This window comes from Pseudoalteromonas sp. 5Ae-yellow, assembly GCF_014077565.1.
In the GTDB taxonomy this organism is placed as follows: Bacteria; Pseudomonadota; Gammaproteobacteria; order Enterobacterales; family Alteromonadaceae; genus Pseudoalteromonas.
In genome coordinates, this window is the sequence record NZ_JACGWD010000036.1 from 1 (window position 1) to 25,991 (window position 25,991).

The window sequence follows — 25,991 nt, forward strand, 5'->3', positions numbered from 1 at the left end:
TCAAGAATGGCCTGTGCACCAAAAGCCTGTTTATCATCCAAAGAGCACAGCAGACCTTTTATTTTTCCAGGCCCCATTGGCTCAGGATAAAGAACCAGTCTGGCCTGCCAGCACTCAGGAAGCGAAGAGCCTTGTTTTCTGGCATGCGCAGATACACTCATCTCTACTCTACTTTGAAGTCATGCTCAGAGTAAGATTTAATGACGGTGTATTGCGTGTTGCTTTTAATCGGGACCATCCAGTGCGACTGTGGGTGTTGCTTACGGCAATTAATCAGTAGCTCAACGCTGAGATAACATCGGTCAAAAATAGTTAGACTGTTATCACTTACATGACTAAATAACTGCTTTGCGTAGTTCACCCCACCTTGATAACTGGGCCCGAAGGCAACGTGGTGTATCAACCGGCTACGCAAGGAGCTTAAGGCGCATAGGCGTACAATAGGATATTCTGTATGACGGTTTTTACTGTCCTTAATATAGTGAAAGTGCTCAGCAAGAGCAGGTGTATCAGGTGCACGAAATTGCGTTTCATCGACAGAAAATAACCGGAGTCCATACCACGTATCATCAGCATCTTCTTGTGTCCAATGGGCTGCACATAGGTGAAATAAGGCTTGGAGGGGGTTGCTACTCAGGCGCTGTCTCGCTTGAGGAATAGCACTTGGAGCAATCGTATCGCCCAGGGTATCAGTGAGTGTTAAATCTAACTTCTCAACAACGTCACTAATAGATCTGTCGCGAAAAAGACCCATTGCAATGATAAGCCAGACGACAAGCTCAGCAGGTAACTTACGTTTGCGAATACTTGCTTTATCTGTCTGCTCGAGCACATTAGAAATCCACTCAAGAGGGATATGTTTCTGAAATGTAGATAAAGAGTCAGGAGTGGCGAATATATCCGTATCAAGGAACCAATGACTAAGCATAAAAATACCCTCATAATCAAAAGATGATAAGGGTATTGTGAAGCAACCAAAAGATCGGTCAACCGATCAAAAATACCTTAACTGATCGGTGTTAACCCTTGGGTGGTTTTTTTATATACTTACTAAGCCCTACTCAATTCTAAACTTAGCTGTTGCATCTAATAGGTTATCAGATAAATAGTGTAGATTTTTAGCTACATCACGTACAGCTAGTAAAGAGTCCATAGTATCTTCGAACGATACATGCATATTTGAAACATTATCTACTACCATAGCAGCTACGGATGTTTGCTCCTCAGTCGCTGCTGCTATCTGCGAATTCATACCATTAATTTCTAACATTTGCTCTGCGATTTTCTCTATTGAAATACCTGTTTTTTCTGCGGCTGTAGCATTATCTGTTGCCATATCACGTGCTGAAGTCATAGCAGCTACAGATTCATTTGCGGCAGTCGTTAATGATCCCAATAGTTCACGTATTTCATTAGTAGAATGTGCAGTGCGAGAAGCCAGTTCACGAACCTCATCTGCCACTACAGCAAAGCCTCTTCCATGTTCACCTGCTCGTGCAGCTTCAATAGCAGCATTAAGAGCAAGTAAGTTTGTCTGATCTGCAATAGACGTAATTACATTCAAAATCTGCGATACATTTTTTGTATCGTCCGCAAGCTTATTAATAGTCCCTGCAGCTCGATTAATTTCATCGCTGAGCGTACGAGAAGCGGTAACTGACATCTGTACTTGTGTACGACTTTGTTCAACTTCTTTCTCGGCCGTTTCAGCAGCGTGAGAAGCGTTAGCTGCAGATTCTGATATATCACCAACACTCTGCTTCATTTCTTCCATAGATTGCTTAACAATTTCAGCATCAGTGGTTTGCTTTGTTGTAGCACGCTCAGCTTGTTCCATACCTTGAACTAGTCGTGTTGAGTTTTCCACTAAAGGCTCACATACAGCAATAACTTCAAGAACTGTTTCTCTTAGTAAGGAAATAAATGCGTTAAAATTAATAGAGACTTGGCCAATTTCGTCTTCTGAGTTAACAGATAGCTGTGTGCTTAAAGAACCATTGCCGCTTGCTAATAAACTAAGGTTGTTAGCTGCATCACTCGCAGATGAACCTATATTCTTAGCAATCCAAATAGCCATAAACAATAATAAAATTAATGAAATAATGGATACAGCTAACATTAGAGTTAATGCTTCATCAGAGCGCGCTTTAGTGTTGGCAACCAGTTCAAAAAAACGATTATCCGCTTTTTGTTGAGCGCCTTTAAAACTTTCTAAAACAGATCCATATAAACTTGTTTTAAGCTGCGCTTGTTGCTGAATCTTACTAAAATCAGCAGTACCGTTAACCATACCTGTAGCAATACTTGAGGATATTTTTTCATAATCTGACAACTCATTAATAATATCGTTATTAATGTAGGAGTTATTAAGCTGCGTTATTAAGGTAATATTAGACTCTAAAGTTTGATATACCTCGTCTGCTTTAACGATAAGGTCTTGCTCACCAAACGTAACCGCTTGGGTATAAAGTTCATCAAGTTTTTCTAAAAGCCCTACGTTTTGCGACGTTATTTTTACAACTTTATACGATGAGTTACTCATTTCATCGAGAGAAACCTTATTATCATTCATAGCTAAATAGTTTATCAATACGATCACTATAAAAGCCACTACCGCAATGCATGTTATTGCATGTATTTTTTTTGTTATGCTTAGGTTTTGAAAAGAGAAGCCTGAAGCCATACTGTGCTACCTTATTTTATTGTCTATATTTATTATCGGCGTGATATCTATAAGTGTGAGCTAAATTTGTAATATTTCTAGTTTTTTCTAACAAATAGAAGGATTATTTAACAACAACCACACACTGTCCAAAAAACAATCACAATAAATTACAGATACAAAAAAACCAGTAACATCACTGCTACTGGTTTCTAAATTTGGTGCGGATGGGGGGACTTGAACCCCCATGCCCTAAAGCACCACCCCCTCAAGGTGGCGTGTCTACCAATTCCACCACATCCGCATTTTAAACTTTCGCTCAGGTGTTAAACATGTGACTTATTTGAGGAAGATAAATCGTTTAACGATAGCTTTACGTTAAATTAGTTCGGTACTTCAGAGCTTTGCTCTTTTGTAGATGTTACTGGAACATCTTCTTCAACAGGAACTACTGTTTCTACTGCTGGAGCTGCTTCTAGGTTTTCCCATTCGTCGGTCTTTTTAATTTGACCAGCTGTTAGGTTTCCTAACACAATGCTTAAAACAAAAAATACCGTTGCTAAGCTTGTGGTTGTTTTTGTCATAAAGTTACCAGCACCTGACGAACCAAAAACAGTGCCTGATGCACCAGCGCCAAATGAAGAACCCATATCTGCGCCTTTACCTTGTTGAATTAAAACCATTCCAACTAAAGCTAAAGCCACAACTAAATAAACTACTAATAAAATTTCGTACATCTTATACAGTCCCTTTTGCACTTTTACAGATTGCAGTAAAAGACTCTGCCTTTAGACTTGCGCCGCCAATTAAGCCGCCATCTATATCTGTTTGTGCAAATAATAATTCGCTATTTTTTTCATTAACGCTACCACCGTATAAGATGGTAAGCCCTTGTGATAAATTGCTGTCAAGTGATGCAATTTTGTCACGGATAAATTTATGAACAGTTTGTGCCTGCTCTGGCGATGCAGTCTTACCTGTGCCTATGGCCCAAACGGGCTCGTATGCTATCACAGAATCTTTCAGTGCTGCTACACCTAATTCCTCTATTACTGCATCAATTTGTGCAGCAACTACTTGTTCGGTTTGACCGTTCTCTTGCTCGCTTTCGCTTTCGCCTACACATAAAATTGGTGTTAAACCAACTTGCTGTGCCCTAGCAAACTTTTCAGCGACTGTTGCATTACTTTCGTTATAAATACTGCGGCGTTCAGAATGACCAACGAGTACGTAAGTTGCACCTAAATCTTTTATAAGCTGCGCATCAACTTCACCAGTAAATGCGCCAGGTGTATTTTCAGAAACAGTTTGAGCTCCTGTAGAAACACCGCTAGCTACCATTGCAGATACAAGTGGGTATGGAGGAAATAAAACAATGTCCATCTCTTGTGATTTTACATCGTTAATGGCGTCAGACATTTGTTTAACTAACTCTAAAGAGCCATTCATTTTCCAGTTGCCTGCGACCATCGCCTTGCGTATTGCCATTATCCACTCCACATTAGAAAGCGGGCGAGATATTAACTTTTCTCGCCCAAAGTTACAAGAGGTTATTGTTATTAATCAGTTTGTTTGCTCATAGATTCTACAACAGCTGCAATTTTTTGAGCGCTGTCTATTACAATTTTTTCTTGCTCGGCTTCAACCATAACACGAACCACAGGTTCAGTGCCTGATTTACGCAGTAAAACACGGCCTTTATCGCCTAAAGCAAGCTCGACTTCTGCTACAGCTGAAAGTACTTCAGGTGCTTTTGTAGGGTCAGTTCCAGCGGTATAACGCACGTTTATCATTTTCATTGGATACTTGGTAAAACCAGCACCTAAATCTTGTAATGTACGATTTTGTGCAACCATAGCAGCCAGTACTTGCAAGCTTGATATAATGCCATCACCCGTGCTAATTAAATCTAGATTAAGTACATGGCCTGAGCTTTCGCCGCCAATTTTCCAGCCTTTTTGCTGTAGTAACTCCATAACATAGCGGTCCCCTACTTTACTGCGAGCAAACTCGATACCTTTTGCTTTTAAAGCATTTTCAAGGCCCATGTTAGACATAACAGTGCCAACTACACCACCACCCAAATTATCATCTTGGGCTGCTTGGCAAGCAATAATATAAACCAGATCATCACCATCAAAAACGCGGCCATTATGATCAACCATCATTACGCGGTCACCATCACCATCGTATGCAATACCTACGTCGGCTTTAAGTTCAAGCACTTTACGTTTAAGGGCATCTACGTGAGTAGCGCCACATTCATGATTGATATTAACGCCATTAGGCTCGCATGCATGTGTCATTACTTCTGCGCCAAGTTCACGCATAACAGAAGGTGCAATATGATAAGTAGCGCCATTTGCGCAATCGACAACAATTTTAAGACCTTCTAAAGATAGGCCTTGCGGGAACTGGCTCTTACAAAACTCTATATACCTGCCATCCGCACTAACTAAACGCGATGCTTTACCTAATTTATCTGAAGCAACACACGTCATTTTCTCATCAAGCATTGCTTCTATTTCAAGTTCTACTGCATCATCGAGCTTTAGACCTTGACCATTAAAAAACTTAATACCGTTATCATAATACGGATTATGTGAAGCACTAATTACAATTCCTGCCTCTGCACGAAATGTTTGAGCTAAGTAGGCTACAGCAGGTGTAGGCATAGGGCCCAATAATACAACATCAATACCGGCGGCGATTAAACCAGCTTCAAGTGCGGTTTCAAGCATGTAGCCCGAAATACGTGTATCTTTACCTATAATTACTTTTTTAGTACCACTTTGTGATAATACACGTCCAGCAGCCCAGCCTAACTTCATTGCAAACTCAGGGTTTATAGGAGCAGCGCCTACAAGTCCACGCACGCCATCGGTGCCAAAATATTTTCTTTCTTTCATTGTGAAATTCCTTGTTCGCAGGCTTGATATACACCAAGTACATCTGCGGTTTCTTTTACGTCATGTACACGAATAATTTTTGCGCCATTTTGCGCTGCGATTAACGCACCCGCTAAGCTGCCCGCTAACCGTTCATTTGTATCTCTATTTAATAAATTACCTATCATCGATTTACGAGATAATCCGGCCAATAATGGCAAACCTAACTTATTAAAATCATCAAACCTAGCCAATATTTGATAGTTATGACTAAGCGTTTTTCCAAATCCAAAACCTGGGTCTAGAATAAGTCGTTCAAACTTAATCCCAGCTGTTTCACATGCTTTAATACGTTCACTAAAAAACATATTTATATCTGCAAACAAATTATCGTAATGAGGTGCCGATTGCATGCTGCGGGGCTGCCCTTGCATATGCATTAAACAAATTGCTACATCTTCATACTGCGCAACCGTTTCTAAGGCGTCTATTTCTTGTAAAGCTCTTACATCATTAACTATGTCTGCCCCTGCGAGTATTGCTTGCTCCATTACCGGTGCTTTACTGGTATCAATTGAAATAGCGCAATCACTGTGCTGACGTATCGCTTTAATAGCAGGGATTACTCGAGAAAGTTCATCCTCTAAGCTGACATCTGGCGCGCCAGGGCGAGTAGATTCGCCCCCTATATCTAAAATTGTCGCACCGTCATCTAATAATTGCATAGCGCGCTTTAGCGCTATTTTGGGTTCTAAAAACTGCCCACCATCAGAAAACGAATCCGGCGTTACATTTAATATCCCCATAATAACGGGCTTTTCAAGATTAAGCGTACGCCCTCTCGGAAGCTTTAGTATGCTAGTCATTGCCAACCTTTATTCTTTTTCTAAATAGCTGATACAAAAAAGCCCCGAAGTTCGGGGCTTTCATTACTATTTTAACGATTATTCAGCTTTATCATCAAGGTTTGTTTCATCTTTTTTTGATGAATCGTCAGTATTTTGACTTTCATCAACTACTGGCTCTTGAGGTTCTTCCGCTTTTACCGGTTTTGCTTCATGACGGTCATGTGCATCACGCGGCTCACGCACTGGTTGGCGTGCCATTAAATCATCAATTTGCTTAGCATCAATAGTTTCGTATTTCATTAATGCATCTTTCATTGAGTGAAGAATATCAATGTTTTCTTTTAATATTTCTTCTGCTCTTTGATAGTTACGATCTGAAAATAAACGTACTTCTGCATCAATTATTTTAGCTGTATCGTCTGACATGCTAGATGAACGGCTACCACCGCCACCCATATACATTTCGTTCTGATCTTCAGCGTAAAGTAACGGACCTAGTTTTTCACTTAAACCCCAATGCGTAACCATTTTACGCGCTATATCTGTAGCTCGTTCAATGTCATTACTTGCACCCGTTGTTACTTTATCTGCACCGTAAATAAGCGCTTCAGCAATACGGCCACCATAAAGGCTAGAAATCATTGATTCTAAAAGCTCTTTTGAATGGCTAACACGATCTTGTTCTGGTAAGTACATTGTTACACCCAGCGCACGGCCACGTGGAATAATAGATACTTTATAAACTGGATCATGCTCTGGCACCATACGACCAACAATTGCATGGCCTGCTTCGTGGTACGCAGTCATTGCTTTTTCTTGCTCGCTCATCACCATGGTCTTGCGCTCTGCGCCCATCATGATCTTGTCTTTAGCAGCGTCAAATTCAGCCATACTTACAACACGTTTATTACCACGTGCAGCATAAAGCGCAGCTTCGTTTACTAAGTTTGCTAAATCCGCACCCGAGAAACCTGGAGTACCACGTGCTATAAGAGCCGCTTCTACGTTATCGCCTAATGGCACTTTACGCATGTGTACTTTAAGTATTTGCTCACGACCACGAATATCAGGTAAACCTACTTCAACTTGACGGTCAAAACGACCTGGACGAAGTAATGCAGGGTCTAATACATCTGGTCGGTTAGTTGCTGCAATAACGATTATACCTTCGTTACCACCAAAGCCATCCATCTCTACTAGCATTTGGTTAAGTGTTTGCTCACGCTCGTCGTTACCGCCGCCCATACCAGCACCACGTTTACGACCAACAGCATCAATCTCATCTATAAAGATAATACAAGGCGCCGCTTTTTTAGCTTGTTCAAACATATCACGTACACGTGATGCACCAACACCCACAAACATTTCAACAAAATCTGAACCCGAAATTGTAAAAAACGGTACTTTTGCTTCACCAGCAACTGCCTTTGCAAGTAGCGTTTTACCAGTACCTGGAGGACCAACCATAAGTACGCCTTTTGGAATACTACCGCCAAGCTTTTGAAATTTTGATGGGTCACGTAAAAAGTCGACCAATTCAGTAACGTCTTCTTTCGCTTCATCACAGCCTGCCACATCGGCAAACGTTGTTTTAATTTGGTCTTCGCTCATTAACCGAGCTTTACTCTTACCAAATGACATAGCGCCTTTACCGCCGCCGCCTTGCATTTGACGCATGAAGAATATCCACACACCTATAAGGAGTATCATTGGGAACCAAGAAATAAATATACTTGCTAAAAATGATTGTTCTTCAGGTTGTACACCCTTCACATTTACATCATTTTTAAGTAAGTCATTAATTAAATCTTCATCGTACATTGGCATCGTTGTTTGAAAACGCTCACCACTGCTCTTAGTACCAGTAATATTACCTGTACCACGGTCAATAATAACTTCTTGTAAAGAGCCACTACGGACATCTTTAACAAATTGAGTGTAACTAGTTTGACGATCAACTTGCTCGCCGCCATTAAAGCTCTGAAAGACTGACATCAGCACAACTGCAATCACCAGCCATAGTATTAAATTTTTCGCCATATCGCTCAAGGGGTTAACCTCTTGTATCCAATTAATTTAAGTTCAACTAAACGCCAAGCAACTGTACTACAGTTTGTATCCAGTCGCTACTATATATACTTCCCGAGAACGGGCACGTGAGGCATCAGGTTTGCGTATTTTCACTGCTTTAAAACTATTACGTACATCTTGCAAGTATTGATCAAAGCCTTCGCCTTGGAAAACTTTAACAATAAATGCGCCATTTTTCTTTAGTACTTGGCTACACATATCTAGCGCAAGTTCTACCAAATACATGCTACCTGCTTGATCTACTGAGTTATTGCCACTCATATTTGGTGCCATGTCAGAGAGTACCACATCAACATTTTTACCATCAATACGTTTTAACAACGCATTTAGTACAGCCTCCTCACGAAAGTCACCTTGTAAGAAGTCAACGCCCGCAAGTGAATCCATTGGTAATATATCACACGCAATTACTTGACCTTTGTCGCCTACTTTTTCAGCCAAGTATTGAGACCAACTTCCTGGCGCTGCCCCTAAATCAACAACGGTCATGCCAGGGCGAAGTACTTTATCTCTGTTTTGTACTTCATCTAATTTAAAAACCGCTCGGGAACGCCAGCCTTTTTTTTGCGCTTCTTGAACATATTTATCATCAAAATGTTCTTTCAGCCATCGCTGTGAACTGGCTGACTGTTTTTTATTTGTCATAAATTAACACGCAACTAATTAGTAATATTCTTTAGATGGCGTTAGAATACCCTTAATTCAAGCCATATTCAGCAAAATTTGTATAAACATGACATTATCAAACAAACAAAAGCAGTTTTTAAAAGGTCAGGCACATAGCCTTAAGCCTGTAGTTTTACTAGGTTCTAACGGTTTAACCGAAGGCGTAGTAGTAGAAATTCAAAGTGCATTAGAAATTCACGAATTAATCAAAGTTAAAGTTCCAACTGACGATCGTGAAACAAAATCACTAATTTTTGAAGCAATCGTACGTGAAACTGGTGCGACTAAGCTACAAACGATAGGTCACACTATTGTGCTTTATCGTCAAAGCGTTGAGAAAAAAATACATTTACCTCGTAACTAATTATTCCTGTTAAAGGATTTAGTGCGTTCAAATTGAAAAAACCAGCTTAATGCTGGTTTTTTATTATTTAACGTTTTAAATCAAAAGCTCATTTTATGATGGGTTAAATCATATTCGCTACCATTACTCCTCGGCTTCTTATTCAATATAAAGTACTGAGTAAATTGTGTTTCACTCATAGCTGGCACTTTTTCATTCGAAAGCAGCTCGGCTAGTTGCGATGTGGTATTACTGTGCCCTATAACAACAACTACACCTTTTAGTTTTAGTAACTCTTTTTTTAAATTACTTAGCTCACCTGCGTTATACACATTTACGTCGGTATTAAAATATGCCTGCAAAGGGGCCGCTGTTTGTAACGTGCGTTTATAGTTACTGCTGAAAATATGTATATTTTGATACTCTTTGAAAAAAGTAACTAAATTATTTGCACGTGCCTTTCCCACCTCTGAGAGCGCTGGATTTTTGCCCGTTAATTTTTCGCTATGACGAAACAAATATATTTTATCCGGTGCCGCAAGCGCCAAACTACTATTAGATAATATGACTAAACAAGTGATTACTAATATTATTTTATTCATATTTTTTTACCCCGTTTGTACTCTAATAGCCTGTCGATAAATTCAGTCGTTAGTTCATTAATTACGCCGGTTTCAGCGTTAACTATTAAGCTAAAACCAACATTTAAGTGGGGAAACACAACCAAATCACTTCTATACCCTTGCACCCAGCCACTATGATAATAAAGCGTTTCATCAGCATAGTTATAAACGCGCCAACCTAGCCCGTAATAAGCTTCGTTAAGGTGTTTTTTCCACACCCTACGATACATTTCTTTTTTTGTATTCGTATAAGGGCGTGTTTGTTTTGCGAGAGTATCCAATGACAAAACATCAGGGTATTGGCCCAGCTGCGCTTTTAGCCAAATAGCCATATCACTTGCGCTCGCATTTACACCGGCTGCTGGGCTCACTTTATAGTAATTTTTTTTAAGCTTAGCGCTATACCAACGTTTTTTACCACGCACGTGTGGTAGCGCGTAATTTTTGTCATTCGTCATTGATTCAAAGCCTAAGCTCGCATCATTCATTTTCAATGGCTCAAAAATAGCTTCTTTTAACCACTGTTTGTAACTTGTATCGGTGCTTTGTAATATCACATCACCTATAAGGCTAAACATAACGTTTTGATAGCCATAACATTCACCAGGTTTACAAATTGGTTTGACACTAAGTAGCTTTTCAACAATACCGGGGTAATCCATACGAGATTCAATTAAATTATCGTATGCATTAGGAACTAACCCGCTTGAATGACTTAAAAGATGAAACACCTTTAAATCATTTTCATATACAGTTCCTTTAAAATCAGGTATGTAATCACTAACAGGCTTATCTAACTCCAGTAGGCCGTTAGCAGCCAATTTAGCTGATAACGAGCCTGCAAATGTCTTAGAAACAGACGCAAGTCTAAAGCGGGTATGCTTATTAACTTTTTGTCCATTTCGTGTTTTAGTTACGCCCATAGTGTGGATGTAGTCTGAGTTGTTTATACTTACAATCGAAAGCGCTGCACCAGGTATACCTTTACTTTTTAATTTTTTTTGTGCGTAACGGCCGTATTTTTTTACAAATGCATCCCAATCAGGATCCGCTTTTGCCGCAAAACCCACAGAGCTAAACAACAAACACAAAGCAGGTAGGCTATACAATAAAGAGTTGAGATACTTCATTTTTATAAATTTTATCTTTTTAACCACATCTGCGCAGATAATATCATGAAGTTTTGTTTGGACTAACGTACAATACGACGATTATTTGGTTTTTAGCGGGTGTTTAGTACTTATGCGTTTTTTAGTTGTGTCACTTTTTATATTATTATCAACTGGTTGTGCTATTACAAAGCAGCCAGCCGAGCCATTGGCTATGCCGTTAAAGCCAACATTAAAAAGTCAGACCTATCAGCTTGAGTACACTACAGAGCACTCATCTCCAAAAGTTAAATCGGTTCAACTTCCTGCACATAAAGTAGTTAGAAACCAGACAGTAAAAATCATTACCGATAAAGCGAGCGTGACCGATAAACTTCTATCGCAAATTAGCCAAGCACTGAATGATAAACAACTAAAAGTGACAACTAAAAATAACAGCGACTATACACTGACAATTCAGCAACTCGATTTAACTTTTACAGACGATACCAAGTACGCAATAAAGCAACCAGAGAATCCTTTTACTTTATATTCAAATGTTGCACAACAATATCCAACCCAACAGTGCGCAGCTATGTTCGCACAAGTTAGTATGCGTCTTACGCACAAGTCATCGGGTGATGTTGTTTGGTTTGCTAAATCATCTATCGACAGTGCTAGTTTTCATCGCGAGCCGCTAATTTACAATTTTACCGAAGAGCAAAAAATAACTAATGAGCTTGAGGTTGTCGCTTTTGTTCATCAACAAAACACTGATGAAGCTCGCATTGAAAGACTTGGGAAAGACATTCAAATCCCTCAGTACAAAACGTTGTCAAAACTATCTAGTCTTACCAAACTTAGCGGTCCATGTAACAGAACAGAAGTAAGTGCATTAACACCTATGATGCAGTTTTACTTGAGCAGTATATTAATCGATAAAATTAAAGTTCAGTAAATTAGGGTCTCTTGATCTTTACTGATTAAAATTTGTTCAAACTAGGGGCTATTTAATCGCGGCGCGAGATTTGTAACCTAGTGGGCTCGATAACTGCTCCTGCGTTATTCTACTGGCTTACATCCATGTAAGAATAAGTAAAAACCGAGCAACAAAGAGTAAATAGCCCCAAGGAAGCACCCTTTGGGCAGCGCCTGTTTGGTATTAATGCTACGTTATCGCCTATTTATGGGGAATAACCACACTGTATAGGCTCTGCCTTGCCTAAATACCAAACAGACTGCTGCAAATTTAACCTTGAAAGATCAACAGACCTAACACTTACTACATTTTTTTACAGATTAAAGGAACGAATTAACAATATACTACGGTTAATAACAAATAATAATTAGGCCCTAAGGGATGAGAAACGCTTTGCTTAACCATACTTTACTGAGCATAACACTGCTTTTTTGCTGCATTTTTAGCACATCGAGTATGGCAAGTAACCGCTATTATGCAGATAATACGTTAGAGCCAACCCAAGGCTTTGCGTGGGATTGGAGTGCTGGCGCGGGCTTTTATATTGAAGATTCTTACCTTGTCGGCATTGAGTCTTACGACAAAGGCGTTGAGCTCGATTTAAGTCTTGCTGTTTCCTACGATAAATTTTACCTTGATTTCGATCACAATCAGCTCAGTGGCGGCCTTGTAATAGGCTACAGTCTTATAGATAAATTTGATTGGGGCCTAGATATATTAGGCACAAATACTCAAGCTGGATTTGACGAAAAAGGCCTAGGGTTTTATAACCACGGTGTTATACAAGAACTCCAAGGTATAAAAAAACGTAATTACGACTTTGACGTCGGCCTTCGACTTTCTCGTCGATTTGAAAATTCTCAATTCTCTTTTGAATACCTTCATGATGTATCTGGCGCGCACAATGGCTGGGTTATAAACAGCTTTTTTAGTCACATTTTGCCATGGCGAAACTGGGAGTTTAGATCGGGTGTTGGCTTAAGCGCCTACTCTGCTGACTTTACTAATTATTATTTTGGCATTGATAGCGATGAAGCCACCAGCCTTCGCCCTATTTACAGCAGTAATGCCAGTACCAGTATTATTTTTGAGTTCCATGCTGAGTACCCAATAAGCCAAGATTGGGTGTTTTTATCCGGCTGGCTTACCACATGGTTTTCTAAAGAAATTGACGACAGCCCAATTATTTCCCAAGGATATCAACATAAAGCCAAGGTAGGCCTACGTTATGTATTTTAGATGGATCTGTGTATTACTGATCTTCCCCAGTACCTTTACTGTTAAAGCTCAGGAACCTCCTGAAGCACTCATAGCACTACCCGACACGTGCGTTGCACTTCGCGAAGGGCGAAATTGCTATGCTGACGTTACGCTAACGTGGGAGCAACCTATCATTGGTAATTACTGCCTACGTGACGCCACCTCAAAGTACATAATGCAATGTTGGCTCAAGCAACAGAGCGGTACTTTTAATTATGCATTTGATTCACAGCAAAGTATTTCATTTGAACTATTTGACAGCAATACATCTAAAATAATTAGTGTTGCCGAAGTAAAGCTTCAATGGGTATATCAAAACAGGCAAAAAAAGCGCCGCTGGCGACTATTTTAATACCAATCGCATTAAGGATATTTTCATGGATAACTACGGCACTATTTTACTCGTTGAAGACGATGTATCTCTTGCTCAATGGGTTGCTGAATATTTAACAGAGCAAGGCTACACAACGCATGTTTGTCACAGAGGTGACGAAGTAATTAGCCAAGTCAAAACATTAAATCCAAATATCGTGCTCCTAGATATTATGCTTCCAGGGCAAGATGGTATAAGCGTATGTAGAGAGCTTCGTAGTTTTTATAATTCGCCTATCATAATGCTCACTGCACGCGATGAAGAAATGGATGAAGTTATTGGTCTAGAAGTAGGTGCAAGCGACTACATAATGAAACCTGTGCGTCCTCGTGCATTGCTAGCGCGTATAAAAGCAGCCCTTCGCCAAAAAAATGAGCCAAATACGCCACACGTTAACGAAAGTGTTATTAATGTTGGTGCGCTTAGTATTGATACTGAATCTAGAAATGTAAAACTTAACGAGCAAGACGTAAATATATCAAGTGCTGAATATTTACTGCTTCACTACCTTGCGAGTAACGCAGGGCAAGTAGTCTCTCGCGACGCTGTATTTAAAGCAACCAAAGGCAGAGAGTATGATGGGCTTGATAGAAGTGTTGATGTACTTATTTCTGCACTTCGTAAAAAGTTTAATGATGAGCCACAAAACCCTGAAAAAATTAAAACCATTTGGGGCCGTGGATATTTACTTGTTTCTACTGCGTGGTAATAAAGTGATGAATAAATAAATGAAAAAGTTTTATATATCGCTTCTAGGCAGTGCACTTTTATCTATTGTGGTATTGGGCTGGCTTATTGATGCTTTTAGTCAACAAGCGCATACCCCACAGGATGAATTTAGTCAGCAAAGTAAAATGATCATGGGTTTTAGCAAGCAGTTAGCTAACATACCCACATCTGAGCGCAGCGATTATGTAAAAAAACTGGCGCTAGAGTTTGATGTTTTAATTGATTACAAGCCTAATGAATCACTTGCTTTACCGCCTTCTTTATTATTACAAATGCATACGCCGGGTGGGCTGATTTTAGAAGATCAGCAAGGCTTTTATATGCTTTATAGCAGCGCTGTTTTAAATCCTTTTCACTTATCAATGCGTTTAGATAAAATTTTTGATAGCGAGCAACATAACGATATTATATTAACCTTACTCTTTTACGCAGGCTTATGTGTATTTATGGGGTTTATTATTGCGCCCTTAGCTAAACGATTAACCGTGTTAAATGAAGCCGCTAAAAAGTTTGCCTCAGGTAATGTTCAAGCCCGAATAAAAGTATCGCATTTTACTTACATAAAAGACGTAGAGCTTACTTTTAATCGCATGGCCAGCCAAATAGAGAAGCTTGTCGCCGAAAACAAGCTAATGGCCTCAAGCTTATCTCATGATATACGCACCCCTATCGCGTGCCTGCGATTTGGTTTAGATGCGGCATTAGATAGCCATGATGAGCAAAAAATAAAACAGTATTTAACCCGTATGGAAAATGATTTAGACCATATGGAATCGATGCTTAGTAGCTATTTAGCATTTGCTACTTTAGAGCAAAATGCTAATAAGCTGACCTATTCATCAACAAACATTAAGTCCTACCTTGAAGATATTTTAGTGCAACTTGCACCTAAGCTTGAAATGCAAATGCTTAGTGTACAGCTCAATAGTACCGATAAAATAATAAATGCAGATCTTCACTGGCTTGCTCGTGCAATTACCAATTTATTAACTAATGCCTCTGATTTCGCAAACCAACATATTTACTTAAGTGCGAAGTTACACGAACAACAGCTTATAATAACGGTAGAAGATGACGGCCCTGGCATAGCTCGAGAAAACTTTAGCAACGTATTTAGTCCATTTTTTAGAGAAGAGGCTCACCGTAACAGAGCTGATAAAAGTTACGGCCTTGGTCTAGCTATTGTTGAAAAAGTAGCCGACTGGCATCATGGCAGTGTTAAAGTTAGTAAAAGTACACAGCTAGGTGGTGCGTGTTTTACTCTCACTATTGCACAGCATCACAATTCGTAAAGCAATAGTTACAGACTGTAATTAACAATTATTAAACAAAATCAACTCGTTATTTTAAACGACCCGATAACAATAATTAAAATCGATGGTTATAACACGCATTTACTTATTAAATTGTGCCAGATCAGCAAATAAGCACTTTTTATTTTTTAACATTTCCAGTAGATTGTCAGCGCCGTCACACAATAGAGAAGTACAATAATATGAGCGCAGTTAGAGGCGAGTTTAGCTCTCGCTTTGGTTTTATTATGGCCGCCGCGGGTTCTGCCGTTGGTTTGGGCAATATTTGGGGATTCCCTACACAAACAGCAAGTAATGGCGGTGCTGCATTTTTAGTCGCATATTTAGTGCTTGCGTTCTTTTTAGCCTACCCCGCTTTAATGGCTGAACTTATGATTGGTCGTCATGGCCAAGCAAACGCGGTTTCATCACTTCAAAAAATATCTAATAAGCCATGGCAAAAACACTTTGCCTTTATTGTTGGTTTTGGCGGTATTTTATGTGCTGGCTTTATATTAAGTTTTTACGCCATTGTTGCTGGTTGGATGCTCAGCGCTACAGCTGAACCCATAGCTACTCTTGTTGGTGCCGACACAGCATCGACATGGCTAAGTGAGCAATCGCTTACCCGAAACATTATATTCACTATGGTTTTTATTGTACTAACTGTCGCTATTATCAGTAGAGGCGTTGAGAATGGTATTGAAAAATGGTCGAAACGCTTAATGCCTGCTCTTTTAGGTATTTTATTTGCACTTATTGCTTATGTAATGACCCAAGATGGCGCAATGGAAGGTTTAAAGGCTTACTTAGTTCCTGATTTTTCATCTATTTTTGACGCAAAATTATTAGTGAGTGCGCTAGGACAAGCTTTCTTCTCTTTATCGCTAGGTACTAGCGTAATGATTATTTATGGCTCGTACATTAGTAAAAAAGAAAACCTTGTTTCTTTAGGTGCCTATGTAACCCTTATTGATGTATTTATAGCTTTTGTAGCGGGTTTACTGATTATTCCGGCTATGTATGTAGCACAAGCTCAAGGCGTTGAAATATTCTCTGCCACAACGGGTAAACTACTCTCTGAAGATACGTTAGTATTTCAGGTACTCCCTGCTTTATTTGATGGAATGGGCGAAGTTGGCTTATTTGTGGGCTTTTCATTTTTTGCGTTAATGAGTATTGCCGCTTTAACGTCATCTATTTCAATGTTAGAGGCGCCAGTATCATACACTGTAGAGCGCTTTGGGATAAAACGCGTTCAGGCAACCTGGTTGATTGGAGCTTTAATTGCTATCGTTAGCATTATAATTGTGTGTAACCTTAGCAGCTTATTTGGCTTAGTGATTACTTTAACTACAAAAGTAGCTCAACCTTTGCTTGGCCTGATGTGTTGTATATTTGTAGGCTGGATTTGGTACAGAGGCTCATTACTTAAAGCAATTAAAGAAGGTAATCCTGAGGTCCATAACACATTGTTTTGGAAAATATGGCCTTGGTATACCAAGTTTGTGTGTCCACTTGCTATTGGTATGGTATTTTTACACTCACTCTTGAGCTAAATAATACCTTAACCTTAAATAGTCTTAAATTAAAATAGCCCACATTAGTGGGCTTTTTTTATAGCTGCTTAAATTGGATTTATTTAGAGAGTTTTAAAATCATATCTTGATGAGGGATACCGTCCTCTAGATATTCACTTTTATAATCTTCAAAGCCAAAAGAGCGGTAAAAATCAAGCAAGTAAGTTTGTGCACCTATATAAATATCTCGCTCAGGCCATTGTGCTTTACAGCAGTCTATAGCTTCAGTAATAAGTAAAGTAGCATACCCATTGCCACGCGCGCTTTCACTTACTAGCACGCGACCTATTGCGCTGTATTGTGCACTTTTTTCATAGCATCGCGCGTAAGTTTGTAGTTGCCCATGACTCAATGTATATAAATGCTGTGTATTTAAAGCAATGTCTACATCATCAAGTTCAGGGTAAGGGCACTCCTGCTCTACAACAAACACATCAACACGCCCCCGCATAATAGTAAAAAGAGTCTGTGTATCAAGAGCGTCAAACTGCTCACATTTAAACTGCATATCAAATCCTATAGGCAAAAAACCCAGCTTAGGCTGGGTTTATTAAAATCACTCGCTAGCTTAGTTAACTTATACTAAGTAAATAATCGCTCTAGCTGATCACACAGCTGCGATAAATTCACATGATCGTGCTCTATGGTCAAATCTACATAACCATCGCCTTTAAAGGCTCTGTCTAGCTCTATAAGCACATGTGTTTTATGTGCCTCTGGTACAAACGATAATTCAATCTCCTGAATGCCAAATAAGCTGCGGCTATTAGGTTTATACTCAAGTTCTTGATAGCATCCAGATAATGACTGAAAAGTTGAAGCCCGTAAGTGACCTTTTTCTACGTCAGCTTTCATTAAACTAAAACCTAACTTTTCCATCGCTTGCATACACGTTTTAACCGCTTCATTAGGGTAAATGTGTAAATGATCTTTATCTGTTGGGTCAAGTGCTAAGTCTATATCTAGGCCTGTTTCTAGCCATACATGTGATTGATTATAACCTGCATTAATTTCTGTAATAGGAGTTTCAGAATGAAGACGCGCTTCAAAAGGGATATTTTTAACTTCGCCAGGCTCAATTGTACCTATATCTGTAATTCGCCATTGCTCAATCACATGATTCGTAAAATAATCGCCATTATCACCTGCAACTTTAACACGAGTCATTAATAATAAATCTAAACCTGAAATATCTTGGCTCACATCACCTGCAGTAATGACTATTTGTGCGTTAAAAAGTTGACCTGGTTGTAGGTGTTCAGTTTCTAAAATAGTGTCTACCTTTGCAGCACCAATACCTACCGACGCTAAAATCTTTTTAAACATATACCTCTCCTTAAGCTGAGCGGCTGTATTATTTGCTCCAGCTTAAACTTCTTCGTTATTGCATCTTAACCATATTTAAAAGCGGTTGTCAGTGAAAAAATGTTATTTACATACTATTTACGATTAAATACGTGTTTAATGTGCATTTTTTATACGTGGCGGGGCAAGTAATTGATTAGACGCGTTCATTTTTAGGTCTATTTTTATTTTCAATGGTATAAATTTTTCGTTACACTGCAACCCCAAGTGAAGTGATATTAAGAATTATGGAACTAATCTATTTTGCCGCCGCGTTTGTTTGTGGTTTTGCTGTTTATCAATTAAAACTACCTCCTCTTATTGGCTTTTTATTAGCTGGTTTTGCTTTAAATTTGTCGGGTTACAAAAGCACAGAATTGCTCGAAACAATTGCAGCTCTTGGTGTTACCCTTCTTCTTTTTAGTATTGGTTTAAAACTAAAGGTAAACAGTTTAATTAAACCTCAAGTGTGGGCGCCTGCAACATTGCATATCATTTTTAGCAGCGCGTTATTTAGTGGCTTTATGCTTCTGCTTGGCGTTTTCGCCATTCCACTATTTGTTGATTTAAGTTGGCAAAGTGCTTTATTAGTTGGGTTTGCGCTTAGCTTTTCAAGTACCGTATTTGCAGTGAAAGTACTTGAAGAACGCGGGGAAATGGCAAGTTTACACGGCAAAATAGCCATTGGAATATTGGTAATGCAGGATATCTTTGCAGTAATATTTTTAGCTATTAGCACCGGTAAAATCCCTAATTTATGGGCTGTTGCATTAATAATTGCTTTGCCTTTATTACGACCTGTAATGTATGGCGTACTAAATCGCTCTAAACATGGTGAACTATTACCATTGTTTGGTTTTTTCTTTGCGCTAGTTGCTGGTTATCATGCATTTGAATTTGCAGGCCTAAAAGGCGATTTAGGTGCACTAGTAATAGGAATGATGTTTGCCCCTCACAAAAAGGCTGGCGAGCTATCAAAATCTCTACTTAATTTAAAGGACATATTGCTAGTTGGCTTTTTCTTAAGTATTGGTTTAAGCGCAGAGCTAACCACTAACTCCTTGATTGTTGCCATTATACTTATTTTAGTATTACCCATTAAAATAGCGCTTTACTATGTGTTCACTAATATATTCAAATTACGTGCGCGTACATCATTACTTACCGCTTTTAGCTTATCTAACTACAGTGAGTTTGGATTAATTGTATGTGCAGTGGCTGCGACTACAGGCATGATCACCTCTGAGTGGCTAGCTGTAATGGCAATTGCTGTTTCTATTACATTCATAATTGCTTCCCCATTAAATAAACGCTCAAATGAGTTGTATGTAAAAATAGAGCACTGGTTATTAAAGTTTGAAAGTAAAACTCGTTTAGCTGAGGAGCTACCCGTTAACCTTAATGATACGAAAATAGTCATTTTTGGGATGGGACGTATTGGTACTGGTGCTTATGAAACGATCAACGCGACTCACCCAAATGTTGTTGCAGGCATAGATATAAAGCCAGAGGTGGTAGACAAGCACGTTAACAGAGGCCGCAACGTCTTAATTGCTGATGCAACCGACCCTGACTTTTGGCAACGAGTAAATCACTCACAAGTAGAAATGGTTATGCTTGCAATGCCAAAGCATATGCAAAATATTTTTGCTTTAGAGCAATTACAGGCCTCTGGTTATAAAGGCCAAGTAACAGCTATTGCAAACTACCCAGATCAACAAAAAGAGCTTGAAGAAATGGGCGTTCATTCTACTTATAACTTTTATTTAGAAGCCGGTAGTGGTTTTGCAGAGCACGTTAAACAAGAGCTGTTTAACGAATAGTCCTCTTTTGTATCGTTTATAAATAACAAAGCCTTAAATTCATTAAGGCTTTGTTATTAGTTTTTAAATAAAAAACAATTCTATTTACATTCCTTTACAAGCCAATTCTCTATAGCAATAAAAAACAGGTAGACTAGCGATGTTGGTTAAATAAGAACCCATGTTCTAATAATAACTTAATTAGATCCCAGCTAATTAAAGTTCAACTAGGTTTATATTAATTAACATAAAATTATCAAATTAGAGGGCCTACTCCCTCGCAAAATAGGCTGTTTCTTGCCCGTCACAGCCTATTTTATATCTCTAAAATCCCTTACACTTACTCAGACTTTAAATACCTAAGTAATCTTTATGGATCCAAAACAATTAAAAATAGCGATAAATACTACAATGCCGTTTGGAAAATATGCAGGACGTCCATTATTGCTCCTGCCAGAACCTTATTTAGTGTGGTTTAACAAACAAGGATTTCCCGATTCAAAGCTAGGTAGCCAACTTGCGATGATGTACGAAGTAAAGCTAAATGGCCTTGAACAAATGCTAATGCCATTACTTGAAAAAAAATAAAGTAGTTGAGAACTTTTTTGAAGGTATGCGGTCTATTATATTGCTACTTGTTGATTTTGGTTTTTAACCGCAAAAAAAGCGCCTTTAGGCGCTTTTTTTATGTCTTTAATTTGAGGGGTAGATATACAATAAATTTAGCACCACCTAAGCTTGAGCTTTCTGCTTTACACTCTCCTTGGTGCCACGACACAATTTTAGCAACTATAGCGAGTCCTAAACCAAAACCACCAGTGTCCTTGCCTCTACTTTTATCTAATCGAGTAAAAGGCTTAAATACGTTTTCTCGCTCAACGGGGTCAATCCCTTCACCATCATCTTCAACAATCAATACGATGTGAGTTGCCTCTTGTAGCAATGAAATTTTGACTTGTTGATGAGTGTATTTGAGCGCATTGCCAATTAAATTTTGAAATACTCGCGCCATAAAGTGGCTATCACAGTAGTAATTTAAATGCTCAGGGAGGTTTATAGAGAGCGTTGTTCTAGCTTCAAAATTTAGCTTTTCAACAGTGGTTTTTACCAGCCCAGCTAAATCGCAGTTTATTGGCTGTAAACTTGGTTGTTGAGAGTCTAATCGCGCGTATTCAAGCATTTCAGAGACTAGTGACTCAAGCTCACTAATGTCTGTTTGCATGTTTGTTAGGTATTTTTCGCCTTTTTCATCAAGCATTTGCTCTTGTAACATTACAATTGCAAACTTTAAACGTGCTAATGGCGTTCTAAATTCATGTGATACCGATGAGGTAAGCTCTTGCTGCGCACTAAGTAAAAACTCAATACGTTGCTGCATTACCTTTAATGTATCTGTTATAGGTAAAAAGAAAGACTTAGAAGAGTCATTTAGTTGAAAGTCTTGCAAACCCTCTACCGCTTCACACGCTTTACGTAGCTTTGCAAAGTCACGCCAGAGTAAAAAGCTCCATAGCCCAACTGGTATACCTACAATAATAAGTAGTAATAAATACGGCCAAACTGAAGATGATTCTTGCGTTAATACACCTACCGGCCCTACCTGAAGTAATGAATCATTACCGAGATCTACATACCAAACAATGCGTTGTTGCTTATCATACAAATATAAGTAGTGATTTTGATTTAGCTGCGATTGTTGTTTTTGAGGGAGTATTAAATCACGTCGTTCAATCACTTTACTTTCAAAGTTATGCTTTAGCTTTTTAAGACCATTTGGGGTTTGCGAAAGCAACCACAGTGATTGCCCAAACTCATCGTCTAAGAAGACCTGCTGCTGTGACTCTTCATAGGGCCACAGCTGCTCAATAACACCACTTACAACAAATAATGAAACAATGATATATAAGTATAAGCTGGTAAACAGTTTTCCCATTACAGCCGATTAACCTTAAATAGTTCTAGAGATCCCACGCATCAGAAACAAATAAATAGCCTTGTCCCCATACAGTTTTTATACGATACGGCTTATCACTGTTGTCGCCTAATTTTTTACGAATTCGTGATACGCGTACATCCACAGTTCTATCAAGTCCGTCGTATTGACGGCCAATCATATGTTGGTGCACATGCTCTCTGCTTAGTACTTCACCCGCATTTGACGCTAATAGCCATAGTAGTTCAAACTCGTGCGAAGTTAATACAATCTCTGAATCACTTAGTTTTACAATACGGCTTGTTTTATCGATGACTAAATCACCAAACTGCAGTTCTTCACTAGATTTTACTATTGGTTGCCCACGTCGAAGTAATGCATTGATCCGCGCTAGTAATACACGTGGCTCTGCTGGTTTTATTACATAATCATCAGCACCAAGTTCTAAACCAAGTACTTGGTCGAAGTCTTCACCTTTAGCAGTCAACATTAAAATTGGTAGAGTAAATTTATCTCTTACTTGGCGGCAAACGCTAAAGCCATCTTTACCTGGCAGCATAACGTCTAGAATTATTAAATCGGGTGTATTGTTTTCTAGGTAATTAAACACTTCGTCACCGCGGTCTAACACTTCGACTTCAAGGCCATTATGTTCAAGGTAATCTTTTGTTAACTGTTGTAAACCGAGATCATCTTCAACAAGTAAAATTTTTGGCATTAGTTGCTCCTAAATTAAAAAAAGCTCCACGGAGAGCGAAGCCTACGCCTATTTTTTTTAGCATGGGCGCTTTGTACTTCAACCTGTGTTTTTGCTATTAACACACCCGTATGAGGATTGATTAAGGAGTATATGGTCTCCACCTGAACACGCGCTTTATAATTAAATTGCCCAGAACGCTGCTGCTGCCAGCATTGAAGTAGTTGTTCTTGTTGATACAAACAGACATCACTATAGGTGTTTAATAGCCATTTAAACTGTAAATCAAGATCGCAAAAATCCTGCTGTTCGGAAACCACGCAGACTTTTGGAGAAACACTAAAAACAGGGGTTTGTGCCACGCTAAAACCACTAAAAAAAGTGGTAATAAACACAACTAATATTGAATACTTCATATTAAAAAGTACGATCGAATCCTATAAATGCAGTCATTGAATAAGTACGTTCAAAGAGCGGACTGCCATCCATAGCCGAATAGTCGTAATATGCTACATGAAAACGAAGAGAGTCAGCCTTACTCAGTGGCCAACGGGCGTCGATTTTAGCATAAGGTTGCCAACTACTACCAACGTCTATTTTGCCAAATTGAGTTTCACCCTCATTAAGTCCATAAAAATAGCTATTTAGTTCCGCAGATTTATAGTTTATTCCAAGTGTTGGCTTTATTTTAAGCTTTCCTAGCACAGTATGATATTGCCACTGCAATGCACCGCGTACACCTCGATAAACATCGGTTATATCATGCAGAGCCTGAACTGAAAAAACATGGTCATCATTTACATAGTGATATGCAATACCCGCATCCAAGGCAATTTGCCGTTTATGCAAATTATCAATATCAGCGTAGCGAGAGGACGAGGCTTCATTTTGCATTACGAGCTGATTATTAAGAGCACTACTTTGCAATGCAAATACATTTTTAGGGTGCCAGTCTATAAAAAAGCGAGATTCAGAGTTGAGTTCACTAACTAGATTAAAGTGATGCTTTGGGGATTGTGAAAATGAATAGCCAAGGCGGCCATTATCAAAAAACCATTGCTCTGCATAAAATGCAATTTGTGGAATAAGCACAAGCGGAATATTATCTCCACCATGCAAAGGGTTGGTTATAACTCCAGCCCCAACGCTTAAACTCAAATGCAGACGATCGGTTGTTATATCTTGCTCTGTATAATCGTCAGCATGCTTGCTTGCCTGTGTTGCTTGCACCGAAAGGCAAGCAAACAAAGTGCTAAAACATAGAGCTGTTAATAAGGAGAAGGAATACCGCATCAGCGTACATCAAAGTATTAAATTAAGTAAGTACCCCATACTAGCAAGGTCTTTTTAAACTAGCTCTAGCTGGTTACAATTATTCACAATTTGTATACACAAATGTTAACTTTTGTGTTTTTGAAGTGACAAACCCTTCAAATTAGTTATGTGCGTTGGCTAAGCTGGCACTGCTTTGAGAAACTTTGGAAATGAGGGATAACCTCGCAAATGCTTTAATTCAAATAAAATCTGCAGGAAGCCAACTCTAACAACTTTTTTTTATTAACCTTACAAGCTACTAGGTTACCAAAGTTAATAGCGGCTTTAGCCGTAATAAATCAAGCTTCTGATGCTTATTAAATATCAGGGGCTATTTCTATTCGGTTTCGGCCATGTGTTTTTGCGATATATAAGGCTCTATCTGCACGCTCAACTAAAACTGAGCTATTAGTAAATGGACGTAAAATAGCTAAACCAAAACTTGCAGAAATAGCACGTTTAGCTGTTATATCATGCTTTTTACGAATCGCTAATTTCGCAATAGCTAAACGTATACAATCGGCAAACGCTATTATATCGTTAATAGTGTCAAAATAAGCTGTTATACAAAACTCTTCGCCACCGTATCTATATATATTTGCTGTTTCAGTTGTATTTCCTCTCACTTTTTTGGCAACTAACCTCAACACTTCGTTCACCCTTTTGATGACCAAAGTCATCGTTAAAACGTTTAAAGTGATCAATATCAAACATAATTAGTACGGCAAGAGAATCTTCCTGTGCTTTCTCTGAGTATTCAAAACAAAATTTTACGATACCTGAATCAAACTTACCTCGGTTATAAAACCCCGTAAGCGTGTCGGTATCAGCTGCTTCTTTTGAAATATTAAGTGCTTCTTTTAAATCTTTTATTTCGTTGTAAGCAACAGCTAACTTAGTTTGAAATTCTCTAGCATAATCCTGCATAGCAATAGAATCGTCGGTTAAGCGCTCTACACAACCTAATATTTCATTATAAGAATTTACATCAGCAAGCATATTTAATTCATTTTGTGAATCAACTAAACTTGTTGTAAAGCTTTTGGAATGCTCAAGCGTGGTGCTTATATCTTGCTGGACTTGCTCCATAGTTGTATGGAACTTTTCAGTCATTTCTTGAAAGAAAGCCAGATCGTCTTGCGTTAAATGCTTATCAAAAATTTCTTTTGCTTTGTCTTGTGAGCATGTTTGTTGCTCAGCAATAACATGGTCTAATTCAGCATTTAATGAAGGGTTACTCCCTTGAATGTAACAGTACAAATTGCATAGTTGATAGGCGTAACCGGCATGCGGTATTTTACCATCAAAGGAATCGCCTTTTTAAGGCATTGAGCAGAATGAGCAAGTGATACGGCGTGGTTCATAAATAAACTCTCAAGCGTCATTGTTTTTATTATTAGCACTCAATGTTAAGTAATAGTAAACTCATACGCAACCTATATTAATACTATTTAACTAATTTGCTTGCTCTGTGTGCAT

At 38.8% G+C, this 25,991-nt stretch carries 24 protein-coding genes, 1 tRNA gene and 2 pseudogenes; 9 read left to right on the forward strand and 18 right to left on the reverse strand.

The window, feature by feature from the left end:
• The 9 genes and pseudogenes from H4J63_RS10975 to rlmE all read right to left on the reverse strand — a co-directional run.
• A pseudogene (locus tag H4J63_RS10975) lies at positions 1-928 on the reverse strand (IS4 family transposase); the annotation flags it as partial.
• A gap of 129 nt (positions 929-1,057) precedes the next feature.
• Positions 1,058-2,683 carry a methyl-accepting chemotaxis protein gene (locus tag H4J63_RS10980; RefSeq protein WP_182196561.1) on the reverse strand — a complete coding sequence of 542 codons (1,626 nt, stop codon included), beginning with the start codon at positions 2,681-2,683 and terminating at the stop codon, positions 1,058-1,060.
• Between the two features lie 198 nt (positions 2,684-2,881).
• Positions 2,882-2,966, reverse strand: a tRNA-Leu gene (locus H4J63_RS10985).
• Between the two features lie 79 nt (positions 2,967-3,045).
• Positions 3,046-3,399 (reverse strand): preprotein translocase subunit SecG, encoded by a 354-nt coding sequence (gene secG / locus H4J63_RS10990; RefSeq protein WP_024597872.1) that lies wholly within the window; start codon positions 3,397-3,399, stop codon positions 3,046-3,048.
• 1 nt (position 3,400) lies between these two features.
• Positions 3,401-4,150, reverse strand: a complete 750-nt coding sequence (tpiA, locus tag H4J63_RS10995; RefSeq protein WP_182196564.1) for a triose-phosphate isomerase — start codon at positions 4,148-4,150, stop codon at positions 3,401-3,403.
• Between the two features lie 71 nt (positions 4,151-4,221).
• The gene (gene glmM, locus H4J63_RS11000) at positions 4,222-5,571 is read right to left on the reverse strand and encodes a phosphoglucosamine mutase (protein ID WP_024606173.1); all 1,350 of its coding nucleotides are present in this window, start codon (positions 5,569-5,571) and stop codon (positions 4,222-4,224) included.
• Positions 5,568-6,416, reverse strand: a complete 849-nt coding sequence (gene folP, locus H4J63_RS11005; protein ID WP_024597869.1) for a dihydropteroate synthase — start codon at positions 6,414-6,416, stop codon at positions 5,568-5,570. Before folP ends, glmM begins: the two co-directional genes overlap by 4 nt.
• Before the next feature lie 78 nt (positions 6,417-6,494).
• Positions 6,495-8,438 carry an ATP-dependent zinc metalloprotease FtsH gene (gene ftsH / locus H4J63_RS11010; protein ID WP_033012255.1) on the reverse strand — a complete coding sequence of 648 codons (1,944 nt, stop codon included), beginning with the start codon at positions 8,436-8,438 and terminating at the stop codon, positions 6,495-6,497.
• 66 nt (positions 8,439-8,504) lie between these two features.
• Positions 8,505-9,134: a 23S rRNA (uridine(2552)-2'-O)-methyltransferase RlmE gene (gene rlmE / locus H4J63_RS11015; RefSeq protein WP_182196567.1), complete on the reverse strand. Its 630-nt coding sequence runs from the start codon at positions 9,132-9,134 to the stop codon at positions 8,505-8,507.
• A gap of 88 nt (positions 9,135-9,222) precedes the next feature.
• Between rlmE and yhbY the strand changes: the two genes are divergently transcribed.
• Entirely contained in the window at positions 9,223-9,519 is a 297-nt protein-coding gene (gene yhbY / locus H4J63_RS11020; protein WP_182196569.1) for a ribosome assembly RNA-binding protein YhbY, read from the forward strand.
• Positions 9,520-9,599: 80 nt separating this feature from the next.
• On the opposite strand, the gene H4J63_RS11025 is transcribed toward yhbY, so the two are convergent.
• Both H4J63_RS11025 and H4J63_RS11030 read right to left on the reverse strand, forming a co-directional pair.
• On the reverse strand, positions 9,600-10,100 hold the full coding sequence (locus H4J63_RS11025; protein ID WP_182196572.1) for a histidine phosphatase family protein: 501 nt from the start codon (positions 10,098-10,100) through the stop codon (positions 9,600-9,602).
• Positions 10,097-11,251: a serine hydrolase gene (locus H4J63_RS11030; RefSeq protein ID WP_182196576.1), complete on the reverse strand. Its 1,155-nt coding sequence runs from the start codon at positions 11,249-11,251 to the stop codon at positions 10,097-10,099. Before H4J63_RS11030 ends, H4J63_RS11025 begins: the two co-directional genes overlap by 4 nt.
• 112 nt (positions 11,252-11,363) lie before the next feature.
• Between H4J63_RS11030 and H4J63_RS11035 the strand changes: the two genes are divergently transcribed.
• From H4J63_RS11035 to H4J63_RS11060, 6 genes are all read left to right on the forward strand, one after another.
• On the forward strand, positions 11,364-12,167 hold the full coding sequence (locus H4J63_RS11035) for a hypothetical protein (protein ID WP_024597864.1): 804 nt from the start codon (positions 11,364-11,366) through the stop codon (positions 12,165-12,167).
• A gap of 477 nt (positions 12,168-12,644) precedes the next feature.
• Positions 12,645-13,427: a MipA/OmpV family protein gene (locus H4J63_RS11040; protein ID WP_259365611.1), complete on the forward strand. Its 783-nt coding sequence runs from the start codon at positions 12,645-12,647 to the stop codon at positions 13,425-13,427.
• Positions 13,417-13,800 (forward strand): DUF3019 domain-containing protein, encoded by a 384-nt coding sequence (locus H4J63_RS11045; protein WP_024599162.1) that lies wholly within the window; start codon positions 13,417-13,419, stop codon positions 13,798-13,800. Before H4J63_RS11040 ends, H4J63_RS11045 begins: the two co-directional genes overlap by 11 nt.
• A 25-nt stretch (positions 13,801-13,825) precedes the next feature.
• Complete coding sequence (locus tag H4J63_RS11050) at positions 13,826-14,530, forward strand: response regulator transcription factor (protein ID WP_182196581.1); 705 nt, start codon at positions 13,826-13,828, stop codon at positions 14,528-14,530.
• 19 nt (positions 14,531-14,549) lie between these two features.
• Positions 14,550-15,842, forward strand: coding sequence for an ATP-binding protein (locus H4J63_RS11055; RefSeq protein WP_182196583.1), 1,293 nt, complete (start codon positions 14,550-14,552; stop codon positions 15,840-15,842).
• A 203-nt stretch (positions 15,843-16,045) separates the two neighbouring features.
• On the forward strand, positions 16,046-17,401 hold the full coding sequence (locus H4J63_RS11060) for a sodium-dependent transporter (protein WP_182196585.1): 1,356 nt from the start codon (positions 16,046-16,048) through the stop codon (positions 17,399-17,401).
• 79 nt (positions 17,402-17,480) lie between these two features.
• On the opposite strand, the gene H4J63_RS11065 is transcribed toward H4J63_RS11060, so the two are convergent.
• Together H4J63_RS11065 and H4J63_RS11070 are read right to left on the reverse strand one after the other, a co-directional pair.
• On the reverse strand, positions 17,481-17,930 hold the full coding sequence (locus H4J63_RS11065) for a GNAT family N-acetyltransferase (protein ID WP_024599166.1): 450 nt from the start codon (positions 17,928-17,930) through the stop codon (positions 17,481-17,483).
• Between the two features lie 74 nt (positions 17,931-18,004).
• On the reverse strand, positions 18,005-18,748 hold the full coding sequence (locus H4J63_RS11070) for a sporulation protein (protein WP_024599167.1): 744 nt from the start codon (positions 18,746-18,748) through the stop codon (positions 18,005-18,007).
• A gap of 266 nt (positions 18,749-19,014) precedes the next feature.
• On the opposite strand from H4J63_RS11070, the gene H4J63_RS11075 reads away from it, so the two are divergent.
• Both H4J63_RS11075 and H4J63_RS11080 read left to right on the forward strand, forming a co-directional pair.
• A complete protein-coding gene (locus H4J63_RS11075; RefSeq protein ID WP_182196587.1) occupies positions 19,015-20,589 on the forward strand; it encodes a cation:proton antiporter family protein in 1,575 nt (524 codons plus the stop codon).
• A gap of 351 nt (positions 20,590-20,940) precedes the next feature.
• On the forward strand, positions 20,941-21,156 hold the full coding sequence (locus tag H4J63_RS11080) for a DUF3820 family protein (RefSeq protein WP_170071858.1): 216 nt from the start codon (positions 20,941-20,943) through the stop codon (positions 21,154-21,156).
• Between the two features lie 97 nt (positions 21,157-21,253).
• On the opposite strand, the gene H4J63_RS11085 is transcribed toward H4J63_RS11080, so the two are convergent.
• The 5 genes and pseudogenes from H4J63_RS11085 to H4J63_RS11105 form a co-directional block, all read right to left on the reverse strand.
• Positions 21,254-22,501, reverse strand: a complete 1,248-nt coding sequence (locus tag H4J63_RS11085; RefSeq protein ID WP_182196589.1) for an ATP-binding protein — start codon at positions 22,499-22,501, stop codon at positions 21,254-21,256.
• A 25-nt stretch (positions 22,502-22,526) separates the two neighbouring features.
• Positions 22,527-23,219, reverse strand: a complete 693-nt coding sequence (locus H4J63_RS11090; RefSeq protein ID WP_182196591.1) for a response regulator — start codon at positions 23,217-23,219, stop codon at positions 22,527-22,529.
• Positions 23,220-23,233: 14 nt separating this feature from the next.
• Entirely contained in the window at positions 23,234-23,614 is a 381-nt protein-coding gene (locus tag H4J63_RS11095; protein WP_024594944.1) for a DUF3019 domain-containing protein, read from the reverse strand.
• A 1-nt stretch (position 23,615) separates the two neighbouring features.
• The gene (locus H4J63_RS11100) at positions 23,616-24,428 is read right to left on the reverse strand and encodes a MipA/OmpV family protein (RefSeq protein ID WP_182196593.1); all 813 of its coding nucleotides are present in this window, start codon (positions 24,426-24,428) and stop codon (positions 23,616-23,618) included.
• A 401-nt stretch (positions 24,429-24,829) separates the two neighbouring features.
• Positions 24,830-25,876 (reverse strand): annotated as a pseudogene (locus tag H4J63_RS11105) (GGDEF domain-containing protein).
• Positions 25,877-25,991: the final 115 nt, after the last annotated feature.